We start from the raw sequence: 10697 nt of genomic DNA on the forward strand, positions 1-10697 counted from the left end.
ACCCCGAAAGGGTCGGCCCGTCGACGCGTCAGACCCCGTTACCGGTCGAGCAGTCCGAGGCTGCGGGCGGCCGCCTCCGGGTCGACCGGGACGATCTGCGGCTGCGGCGCGCCGGCCACCGCCCAGTCCGGGTCCTTCAGGCCGTTGCCGGTGACGGTGCAGACGATCCGCTGGCCCGGGTCGACCAGGCCGGCCTCCGCCTTGGCCAGCAGACCGGCCACCGAGGCGGCCGAGGCGGGCTCCACGAAGACGCCCTCCTGCGAGGCCAACAACCGGTAGGCGGAGAGGATCTGACGATCCGTCACCTTGTCGATGAGGCCGCCGGACTCGTCCCGCGCGGCGAGCGCGAAGTCCCAGGAGGCCGGGTTGCCGATCCGGATCGCGGTGGCGATGGTCTGCGGCTTGAGCACCGGCGCGCCGTCCACGATCGGGGCCGAGCCGGCGGCCTGGAAGCCCCACATCCGCGGGGTGCGGGTGGCGAGGCCAGGGAGGATGCGGCGCGAAGCGCCTCCGTCAAGGGTGGCGGCGGGAGACGGGCGGGAGTACTCCCGGTAGCCCTTCCAGTACGCGGTGATGTTGCCCGCGTTGCCGACCGGCAGGACGTGGATGTCCGGGGCCTCGCCGAGCATGTCGACGATCTCGAAGGCCGCGGTCTTCTGGCCCTCGATCCGCGCCGGGTTCACCGAGTTCACCAGCGCCACCGGGTACTTCTCGGACAGTTCACGCGCAAGGGTGAGGCAGTCGTCGAAGTTCCCGTCGACCTGGAGGATCCGGGCGCCGTGCACCAGCGCCTGGCCCATCTTGCCGAGGGCGATCTTGCCCTGCGGGACGAGCACCGCGGAGACCATCCCGGCCCGCACCGCGTACGCGGCGGCGGAGGCGGAGGTGTTGCCGGTGGACGCGCAGATGACCGCCTGCGCGCCCTCCTCCTTGGCCTTGGAGATGGCCATCGTCATCCCGCGGTCCTTGAAGGAGCCGGTCGGGTTGGCGCCCTCGACCTTGAGGTAGACCTCGCACCCCGTGCGCTCGGAGAGCACCTGGGCGGGGACCAGGGGCGTGCCGCCCTCCAACAGGGTGACCACCGGGGTGGCCGCGGTGACCGGCAGGCGGTCCCGGTACTCCTCGATCAGGCCGCGCCACTGGTGGGTGTGCGCGCCTCGGACGACGTTCTCGGCAACGGCGTTCATGGCTGGTTCCTTATTCCCCTTCGACCCGCATGATGCTGGCCACGTCCCGCACGCTGTCCAGCGCGCGGAGCTTGTCGACCGTCGCCGACAGTGCGGCGTCGGTGGCACGGTGGGTGACCACGACGAGCGAGGCGTCGCCGTCGCGGCCCTGCTGGCGCACGGTGTCGATGGACACGCCGTGCTCGGCGAAGACCGACGCCACCTGGGCGAGCACGCCCGCGCGGTCGTCCACGTCCAGGCTGACGTGGTAGCGGGTGACCACCTCGTCCATCGGCTTGGCCGGCAGCTGCGTGTACACGGAGTCACCGGGACCGGTGGCGCCGGCCAGCTTGTTGCGGCAGACCGCGACCAGGTCGCCGAGCACCGCGGAGGCGGTCGGCGAGCCGCCCGCGCCGGGGCCGTAGAACATCAGCCGACCGGCCGCCTCGGCCTCGACGAACACCGCGTTGTACGCCTCGCGGACGGAGGCCAGCGGGTGCGACAGCGGGATCATCGCCGGGTGGACGCGCGCGGTGACGGACCCGCCGTCCGCGGCCCGCTCGCAGATCGCGAGCAGCTTGACCACGCAGCCCATCTCCTTGGCGGAGGCGATGTCGGCCGCGGTCACCTCGGTGATGCCCTCGCGGTAGACGTCCGCCGCGGTGACCTTGGTGTGGAAGGCGATGCCGGCCAGGATCGCGGCCTTGGCGGCGGCGTCGAAGCCCTCGACGTCGGCCGTCGGGTCGGCCTCGGCGTAGCCCAGCGCGGTGGCCTCCTCCAGCGCCTCCGAGTAGCCGGCGCCGGTGGTGTCCATCTTGTCGAGGATGAAGTTGGTGGTGCCGTTGACGATGCCCAGCACCCGGTTGACCTTGTCGCCCGCGAGGGACTCGCGCAGCGGACGCAGCAGCGGGATCGCGCCCGCCACCGCGGCCTCGTAGTACAGGTCCACCCCGGCCTCGGCGGCCGCGGCGTGCAGCTCGGTGCCGTCCTTGGCGAGCAGCGCCTTGTTGGCGCTGACCACCGAGGCGCCCCGCTCGAAGGCGGACAGGATCAGCGATTTGGACGGCTCGATACCGCCCACCACCTCGACCACCACGTCGATGTCGCCCCGGTTGACCAGGGCCTCGGCGTCGGTGGTGACCAGGTGCTCGGGGACGCCCGGGCGGGTCCGCCCGGCGCGGCGGACCGCGATCCCGGCCAGCTCGACCGGAGCACCGATGCGAGCGGCGAGGTCGTCGGCCGTCGTCGTCATGATGCGCGCCACCTCGGAGCCCACCACACCACAACCCAGCAACGCCACCTTCAGCGGGCGCGTACGCATCATCCGACTCCGCTCTGCATTCATCGTGCTTCGGTAATTCCGGCGGGTTTTCCGGGCCCGCCGGGAACTTCGGTCTCTACCAGTCTCCGGGACTTTCCGTACGGATCTACGGTCGTTCCATGATCTGAGACGAGGATTTCGTCATCCGATATCCAGACGCAGGAGATCCTCCTCCGTCTCGCGCCGGACGATCACCCGTGCCGCCCCGTCCCTGACGGCGAGCACGGGAGGCTTGAGGGCGTGGTTGTAATTGCTCGCCATGGAGCGGCAGTAGGCCCCGGTGGCGGGCACCGCGATCAGGTCGCCCGGGGCCAGGTCGGCCGGCAGGAAGGCGTCCCGGACGACGATGTCGCCGGACTCGCAGTGCTTGCCGACCACCCGCACCAGCATCGGTTCCGCGTCGCTGGTGCGCGACACCAGGGCCACCGAGTACTCGGCGTCGTACAGCGCGGTGCGGATGTTGTCGGACATCCCGCCGTCCACGCTGACGTAGGTGCGCAGGCCCTCCAGCGGCTTGACGGTGCCGACCTCGTACAGCGTGAACGCCGTCGGGCCGACGATCGCCCGGCCCGGCTCCACGCTCAGCCGGGGGGCGTTCAGGTTCGCGGCGGCGCACTCGCGCCGGACGATCTCGGCCAGCGCGGCCGCGATCTCGGCCGGCTCGCGCGGGTCGTCCTCACTGGTGTACGCGATGCCGAGGCCGCCGCCGAGGTCGATCTCGGGCAGCTCGACGCCGTGCTCGTCACGGATCCCGGCCAGCAGGCCGACCACCCGGCGGGCGGCCACCTCGAACCCGGCCATGTCGAAGATCTGCGAGCCGATGTGCGAGTGGATGCCGCGCAGCTCCAGGCTGTCGTGGCCGAGGACACGGCGCACCGCCTCGGCGGCCGCACCCCCGCCCTCCCGTCGCCCACCACCACCCTCAACCGAGCCGCTTCGCGGCGCAGCCAGACTCAGTGAGAGCCCGAACTTCTGGTCCTCGTGCGCGGTGGCGATGAACTCGTGGGTGTGCGCCTCGACGCCGACGGTGATCCGGATCAGCACCTGCTGGCGCACGCCGTGGCGGGCGGCGATCGCGGCCAGGCGCTCGATCTCCCCGTAGGAGTCGACCACGATGTGCCCGACACCGGTCTTCACCGCGTGTTCGAGTTCGTCCACCGACTTGTTGTTGCCGTGCAGCGCGATCCGCTGCGGCGGCATCCCGGCGGCCAGCGCGACCGCCAGCTCGCCCGCGCTGCACACGTCGAGGTTGAGGCCCTCCTCGTGCAGCCAGCGCACGACGGCCTTGGAGAGGAACGCCTTGCCGGCGTAGTAGACGTCCGCGTCGGTGCCGAAGGCGTCCCGCCAGGCACGCGCCCGGGCCCGGAAGTCCTCCTCGTCCAGCACGTAGGCGGGGGTGCCGAACTCGGCGGCCAGCCGCTTGACGTCGACGCCGCCGACGGTGGCCACGCCCTCGGCGTTCCGGGCGACGGTGCGCGACCAGACCTTGGGGTCGAGCGCGTTCAGGTCGGCGGGCGGGGCCTGGTAGTGGCCCTCGGGCAGGACGTCGCCGTGACGGGGGCCTGCCGGGTGTGCGGAACGGCTCATCTTTGCTGGTTCCTTCGAGACCTATGGCGAGGGGCGGCGACGGTCCCCGTTGACCGTCAGCCGCCCCCGCTGTGCGCTTGGGGGTGGTGCCTACATCCGCTCGGGCGCCGTCACGCCCAGGAGCGTGAGCCCGTTGGCGAGCACGGTGCGCGTCGCCTCGACCAGCCAGAGCCGGGCGCGGTGCGTGTCGTTGAGCTCCTCGTCGCCCTTGGGCAGGAACATGCAGTTCTCGTACAGGCGGTGGTACTTGCCCGCGAGTTCCTCCAGGTAGCGCGCGACCCGGTGCGGCTCGCGCAGCTCACCGGCGGTGGCCAGCACGCGCGGGAACTCGCCGAGGTGACCGAGCACGTCGGACTCCCACTCGGTGGCGAGCAGCTCGGGTTTGAACTGCTCGGCCGTGCCCTTGTCCACGCCCAGCTCGGCGGCCTTGCGCGCCACGCCGCACATCCGGGTGTGCGCGTACTGGACGTAGAAGACCGGGTTCTCGTTGCTCTGGCTGGTCAGCAGGTTGATGTCCAGCGTGATCGTCGAGTCCGTGGAGGAGCGCGCCAGGGTGTAGCGGGCGGCGTCCACGCCGATCCACTCGACCACGTCGTCGATCGTGATGATGTTGCCGGCCCGCTTGGACATGCGGACCTCTTCGCCGTCGCGAAGCATCTTCACGAACTGGCCGATCTTCACCTCGATGTTGTGGTTCATGTCGTCGCCCGCGCAGGCCGAGATGGCCTTGAGGCGGTTGACGTAGCCGTGGTGGTCGGCGCCCAGCATGTAGAGCGCGACCTCGGCGCCGCGGTCCCGCTTGGACAGGTAGTACGCGGCGTCGGCGGCGAAGTAGGTCTTGTCGCCGTCGGCCTTGATCAGGACGCGGTCCTTGTCGTCGCCGAACTCCGTGGTGCGCAGGAAGACCGCGCCGTCCTGCTCGAAGACGTGGCCCTGCTCGCGCAGCCGGTCGATGGCCTTCTCGACCGCGCCGGAGTCGTGCAGCGTCTTCTCCGAGAACCACACGTCGAAGTGGGTGCCGAACTCGTCCATCGAACGCTTGATCTCGGCGACCATGAGCTTGAGGCCCTCGGTGCGGAAGACCTGCAGCTGCTCGGCCTCGGGCAGGTCGAGCACGCCCGGGATCGCCTCGGTGAGCGCCTTGGCGATGTCGACGATGTACTCGCCGACGTACCCGCCCTCGGGCACCTCGCGACCGTTCGCGGCGGCCTGCAGCGAGGCGGCGAACTTGGTGATCTGCACGCCGGCGTCGTTGAGGTAGTACTCGGTGGTGACGTCGGCACCGGAGGCCCGCAGCACGCGCGCCAGCGAGTCGCCGACGGCGGCCCAGCGGACGCCGCCGATGTGGATCGGGCCGGTCGGGTTGGCGGAGACGAACTCCAGGTTGATCTTCAGGCCCTTGAGGGCGTCGTTGCGGCCGTAGGCCTCGCCCGCCTCGACGACGGTGCGCGCCAGCGCACCGGCGGTGGCGGTGTCCAGGGTGATGTTCAGGAAGCCCGGACCGGCGATGTCGACCTTGGCGACGCCGGTGATCCCTCGCAGGCGGTCGGCCAGTGCCTCGGCAACGGCTCGCGGCGGCTTGCCGGCCGCCTTGGCGAGCTGGAGGGCCACGTTGGTCGCGTAGTCGCCGTGGTCCCTGTTCTTGGGCCGGTCGACCGTCACGTGCTCGGGCACGGCGACGGCCAGCTCGCCCGCCTCGACGGCGGAGCTCACTGCGGCCTGGATTGCCTGGGAAAGGTCTGCGGGGGTCACGACGCCAAGCGTAGGCGAGACGGGGTGCCCGCCCGCCACCCGGTTTACCGGTTGAGACGCCGGTGCGCCGTCGTTACGGGGTCTCAGCCGCGATCGGTGCGCTCTGTTCGCTCAGGGCGAAATGCATCGGGCGGCGGGGCGGCCAGTCCGCCGGGCCGCCCGTCGGCCTGTTCGCCGGACGGCCCGTCGGGGTGCCCCTTGAGCCGCATCAGGCGTCGGACCAGGGACACCAGGTCCGCCGGGTCGAAGGGCTTTCCGAGGTAGCCGTCCACCCCCACCGTCTCCCCCAGGTCGAGGTCCGCCGGGGTGCAGGCGCTCACGATCGCGATCGGCAGTCCGCTGGTGTCCGGGGTCGCGCGCAGCCGGGCCGCCGTCCGCAGGCCGTCCAGCCGCGGCATCACCACGTCCAGCGTCACCACGTCGGGCTGCACCCGGCGGATGACCTCCAGGCACTCGGCGCCGTCGGCGGCGGTCACCACCTCGAAGCCTTCGAGCTCCAGGTTGACCCTGATCAGCTGGCGGATCGCCTCGTTGTCGTCCACCACGAGGACCCGCCCGGACACTCCCGACACCTCACCGAGGGTATCGGCGGCCCCGCCGCCCCGTCCGGCCTTTGGGCACTTCCGCTCCCCCGCCCGCCGGCGCCGCCGTCGGGAGGATCTTCGGGGAAACCCGTGCACGGACCGCGGCCGAAGCCTGATAGTGTTCTCACGTCGGAAGCGCGAGTGACCGACAGGCCAGTAGGCCCCCGTAGCTCAGGGGATAGAGCACCGCCCTCCGGAGGCGGGTGCGTAGGTTCGAATCCTACCGGGGGCACTTCGCAGGAAGTGCAACCAAGGCCCAGATCAGTGGAGTTGATCCACGAATCTGGGCCTTCGTCATGTTCGGGGCCCGCTGGAGCCGGGTGGGGCCCGGTTCGGGACCGGGCCCCCGCAGAGGCTCAGGAGGCGGCCGTCTCCGCCTGGGCGTACAGGTCGGTGATGGTGTGGTCGAAGTAGGCGCCGTAGGAGACGTCGTCGGTGTCGCCGCCCTGCTGGTAGCCGCCGATCGCGCCGACCACGTCGCCGGTGGCGGTGTTGATCCAGGGGCCCCCGCTGGTGCCTGACGGGTAGGACGGGCACTGGACGACCCGCTCGTAGGCGCTCTGCTGCCCGGTGGCGTTGGTGCACAGGATGGGCGTCTCGGAGTCGGCGGGGTAGCCGTAGAGGCGGACGGTCGCGTCGAACGGCTCGTCGGCGCCCAGCCGGTTGCCGCCGACCACGTCCTCGACGTTGCGGCCGTTGCTGGGGGCGGTCTCCAGGATCGCGAAGTCCTCGTCCACGTCACCCTTCTGGGACCAGCCGGCGGTGGTGTGGATCGCGGTCACCTGCCAGGCGCCGTACGGGGCGGAGCCGTCGCGGTAGCCGGGGGCGAAGGTGATCCCGTCGGTGCTGCCGAGGCAGTGCGCGGCGGTCAGCAACAGGTTGCCGGTGGCACTGTGCAGCACGCTGGCGGTGCAGAAGTGCTTGCCGGCCGCCGGCGCGCCGCTGAACAGCGCGCCGACGGTCTCGCTTTCGCGGTCGTCGGCCGGGGCCGGGCCTGTGGCGCCGAGGACGACGGGACGGGTGGCGGGGGTGGCCGTCGCCGGGGCCGGATCGGGCGTCTCCGGTGCGGCGGTCGGGCTCGCGGCCGCGGGGGGCGTGGTGGCCGTGACCGGGGCCGGTGCCGTCGGATCGGTGACCGGGGCGGGCGCGGCGGCGGCGCGGGTGCTGCGGGCCGCCTTTCCGGCGGCCGTCGTGTCGGACAGGTCCAGTCCGTGCGTCCCGGTCAGCACCGCGGCGACCGCGACCGCGGACAGCACGGTGAACAGGGACGGGACCAGGAGTCCGCGGCGGCGCGACCTCTGGCGACGGTGCTTGCCCATGCCTGTTTCTCCTGCCGGGGCGCGATCGGGGGCGGCGTTCGGTCAACGACTATGACGCCTCAGCCTGGAAAGGGAGTGACCGACTCCTTGGAGCTCGATGAGAAATCCCTCGCCCGCCCGCACCCCCGGCGTCACCGGCCGGCGAGCAGCACGTCCAGTGCGGCGGCCCCGACGAAGGCGGTGTGCGTTCCGGCGGCGGTGCAGGCGAAGGCCCCGGCCACCGTACCGGCCCGGGCGCAGTCCAGCGGCGGGTGGCCCCGGAACCAGGCGTACAGGAAGCCGGAGACGAAGGCGTCCCCCGCGCCGTTGCTGTCCACCACCGGGCGGCCCGGGTCGACGGCCGGCAGGTGGCGCGACTCGGGGTCGTCCCGGGTGAGCAGGTGGCAGCCCTCGGCGCCGGCGGTGGCGACGACCACCCGCGCGCGCCCCTCGGCGAGGATCGCGCGCATCACCTCCTCGTGCCGGCCGCGGCAGCCGGCCACCGAGAGGAAGACCAGGTCGGAGCCGAGCGCGTAGTCGCGGCAGTGCGGGTCGGCGCCGTCCCAGTCGTGCAGGTCGGTGGAGGTGGTGCGGCCGAGGCGGTGCAGGTCGCCGTACATGTCCCGGTTGACGCCGGTGATGGACAGGTGGACGTGCCGGCTGCGCTCGGCGTACGGCAGGTAGAGGTCGCGCGGCAGCCGCAGGTCGGCGGGGTGGCGGGCGTCGAAGAAGGAGAACCGGCGGCCGGCCGCGTCCACCAGGTTGACCCCGCGCGGGGTGCCGTGCGGGCTCACCAGGTGCGCGAAGTGCAGGCCGTGGCGCGCGTAGTGGGCACGGACCAGGTCGCCCTGCGCGTCGTCGCCGAGGAAGTCGATGAACGCGGTGCGCAGGCCGAGGTGGTGGGCGCCGAGCGCGACGCCGTTGCCGGTGTGGCCGACGTAGTCCCGCACCGGTTCGACGAGCTGCGAGTCGCCGGGCGGCACCTCCAGCCGCTCGACCCGGACGATGGTGTCGACGCCGGCTCCGCCGACGACGAGCAGGTCGAACTCCGGCGGCGCGGTCTCGGACGGCACGGTCTCGGACAGCACGTTCTCGGGCAGCACGGCGCCTCCTTGGTCCCCGGATGGTGGCCAGGAGTCAAGCAGGCGCCGGAGGTTGACTGCAAGACCTTGCTGCAAATTTCAATCGATCGACGGCCGCTCCACCCCCGCCTCCGCCCGCAGATCCGTCGGCCGACCGTCCACGGCCCGTACGGCCGCCGCTTCGGCTTCCGCCTCCGTCTCCGCGGCACCGGCCTCGACCGCGGTGGCCTCACCGGGCGCCGGCCGGTGGTCGATCGTCAGCACCGCGACCAGCGCCGCCAGCAGCAGCACGCCCATCGCCACCCGGGTCGCGGCGACGTAGCCGTGCACCGCGCCCTGGGCCTGCACCGCCGGGTCGGAGGCGACCCGGGTGGCCAGGAAGCTCGCGGTGGCGCTCGCGGCGACCGTGTTCAGCAGCGCGGTGCCGACCGAACCGCCCACCTGCTGGGCCGAGTTGATGGTGGCCGAGGCCGCGCCGGCCTCGTTCGGGGCGACCCCGAGGGTGGCCAGGCTCATCGCCGGCATGAACACCAGGCCCATGCCCACGCCGATCAGCAGCTCGGCGGGCAGCACCAGGGCGGCCCACGGGCTGTCCACCCGCATCCGGGTCAGCCAGGCCATGCCGCCCGCGGCGAGCAGCAGTCCGGGGCCGATCAGGTTCCGGGACGGCACCCTGGTCATCATCCGGGCCGCGAAGCCCGTCGAACTCAGCACGATGGCGGCCGTCATGGGCAGGAAGGACAGGCCTGACACGACCGGCGAGAAGTGCTTGATGGCCTGCAGGTAGTAGGTCAGGAACAGGAACAGGCCGAACATCCCGATCATCGTCAGGCCGACCGAGAGCGCGCCGCCGCCGCGGTTGCGGTCGGCGACGATGTGCACCGGCAGCAGCGGGTGCGCGGTGCGCCGCTCGACCAGGACGAACACCGCGAGCAGCGCCACGCCCAGGACCAGCGAGCCGAGCACCAGGCCGTCGCCCCAGCCCCGGGCCACGGCCTCGGAGGTGCCGTGGACGATCGCCAGCAGGCCGCCGCAGCCGAGCAGCACCCCGGGCAGGTCCAGCCGCATCCGGCGGTCCTTCTCGATGCGGTCGCGCTTCAGCACGCCGAACGCCGCGACGGCGGTGACGGCGGCGATCGGCACGTTGACGAACAGGCACCAGCGCCAGTCCAGGTACTCGGTCAGCAGGCCGCCGGCGATGAAGCCGATCGCGGAGCCGCCGCCGGCGATCGCCCCGAAGACGCCGAAGGCCGTACTGCGTTCCCGCGGATCGGAGAAGGTGGTGGAGAGCAGCCCCAGCGCGGAGGGGGCGAGCAGGGCGCCGAACGCGCCCTGGAGGGCACGGGCGCCGAAGAGCATGGCCGGGCCGACCGCGGCGCCGCCGAGGGAGGAGGCGAGGGCGAAGCCCAGCAGGCCGACGGTGAAGACCCGCTCACGGCCGAAGAGGTCGCCCAGCCGGCCGCCGAGCAGCAGCAGACCGCCGAAGGCGAGCGTGTAGGCGGTGATCACCCACTGCCGGTCGGCGTCCGAGATGCCCAGGTCCCGCTGGGCGGACGGCAGCGCGATGTTCACGATGGTGGTGTCGAGCACGATCATGAGCTGGGCGGTGGCGATGACAGCCAGCACCCACCAGCGGCGACGGCCCGCGTCCTCATGACCGGTGGCGGTTTGCACAGTCACTGACCGAACCTTCCGGAGTGGGGCGGAGAGGTCACACAATCGCCTTCCAGCCAAACCCCGGCCCGGACGGATGGCAAGGCAAAATCTCACCAAACCGGATCTTCGGGACGAATGAACCAGGCCCCCGGGGCTCCGGACGGAGTCTGCAGTCGATACGGGCAGGCTAGAGTTCGGTAGGGGAGATCGGAATTCCTGGTGTAGCGGTGAAATGCGCAGATATCAGGAGG

The 10697-nt window shown here is 72.0% G+C and carries 8 protein-coding genes and 1 tRNA gene; 1 reads left to right on the forward strand and 8 read right to left on the reverse strand.

The window, feature by feature from the left end; genetic code table 11:
* Positions 1-38: 38 nt before the first annotated feature.
* The 5 genes from thrC to ACFU7Y_RS30560 all read right to left on the reverse strand — a co-directional run bounded on the left by thrC (position 39) and on the right by ACFU7Y_RS30560 (position 6398).
* Positions 39-1187: a threonine synthase gene (thrC, locus tag ACFU7Y_RS30540; RefSeq protein ID WP_224282756.1), complete on the reverse strand. Its 1149-nt coding sequence runs from the start codon at positions 1185-1187 to the stop codon at positions 39-41.
* Positions 1188-1197: 10 nt separating this feature from the next.
* Positions 1198-2490, reverse strand: a complete 1293-nt coding sequence (locus ACFU7Y_RS30545) for a homoserine dehydrogenase (RefSeq protein ID WP_224282755.1) — start codon at positions 2488-2490, stop codon at positions 1198-1200.
* A gap of 138 nt (positions 2491-2628) precedes the next feature.
* Positions 2629-4074 (reverse strand): diaminopimelate decarboxylase, encoded by a 1446-nt coding sequence (gene lysA / locus ACFU7Y_RS30550; RefSeq protein ID WP_224282754.1) that lies wholly within the window; start codon positions 4072-4074, stop codon positions 2629-2631.
* Between the two features lie 90 nt (positions 4075-4164).
* Positions 4165-5826 carry an arginine--tRNA ligase gene (argS, locus tag ACFU7Y_RS30555; protein WP_224282753.1) on the reverse strand — a complete coding sequence of 554 codons (1662 nt, stop codon included), beginning with the start codon at positions 5824-5826 and terminating at the stop codon, positions 4165-4167.
* Between the two features lie 83 nt (positions 5827-5909).
* Entirely contained in the window at positions 5910-6398 is a 489-nt protein-coding gene (locus ACFU7Y_RS30560) for a response regulator (RefSeq protein ID WP_380770341.1), read from the reverse strand.
* A 172-nt stretch (positions 6399-6570) separates the two neighbouring features.
* Here ACFU7Y_RS30560 and ACFU7Y_RS30565 point away from each other — a divergent pair.
* Positions 6571-6642 (forward strand) — tRNA-Arg (locus ACFU7Y_RS30565).
* A gap of 124 nt (positions 6643-6766) precedes the next feature.
* Here ACFU7Y_RS30565 and ACFU7Y_RS30570 read toward each other — a convergent pair.
* The 3 genes from ACFU7Y_RS30570 to ACFU7Y_RS30580 all read right to left on the reverse strand — a co-directional run bounded on the left by ACFU7Y_RS30570 (position 6767) and on the right by ACFU7Y_RS30580 (position 10470).
* Complete coding sequence (locus ACFU7Y_RS30570) at positions 6767-7729, reverse strand: trypsin-like serine peptidase (RefSeq protein ID WP_380770342.1); 963 nt, start codon at positions 7727-7729, stop codon at positions 6767-6769.
* A gap of 131 nt (positions 7730-7860) precedes the next feature.
* Entirely contained in the window at positions 7861-8811 is a 951-nt protein-coding gene (locus tag ACFU7Y_RS30575) for a carbohydrate kinase family protein (protein ID WP_224283574.1), read from the reverse strand.
* Between the two features lie 78 nt (positions 8812-8889).
* Positions 8890-10470, reverse strand: coding sequence for an MFS transporter (locus tag ACFU7Y_RS30580; RefSeq protein ID WP_380770343.1), 1581 nt, complete (start codon positions 10468-10470; stop codon positions 8890-8892).
* Positions 10471-10697: the final 227 nt, after the last annotated feature.

The organism is Kitasatospora sp. NPDC057542 (assembly GCF_042801945.1).
Taxonomy (GTDB): domain Bacteria; phylum Actinomycetota; class Actinomycetes; order Streptomycetales; family Streptomycetaceae; genus Kitasatospora.

Bases quoted from the DNA above. Each gene is read 5' to 3' on its own strand.
- thrC (WP_224282756.1), bottom strand. From the start codon at position 1,187: ATGAACGCCGTTGCCGAGAACGTCGTCCGAGGCGCGCACACCCACCAG.
- lysA (WP_224282754.1), bottom strand. From the start codon at position 4,074: ATGAGCCGTTCCGCACACCCGGCAGGCCCCCGTCACGGCGACGTCCTG.
- ACFU7Y_RS30570 (WP_380770342.1), bottom strand. From the start codon at position 7,729: ATGGGCAAGCACCGTCGCCAGAGGTCGCGCCGCCGCGGACTCCTGGTC.
- ACFU7Y_RS30545 (WP_224282755.1), bottom strand. From the start codon at position 2,490: ATGATGCGTACGCGCCCGCTGAAGGTGGCGTTGCTGGGTTGTGGTGTG.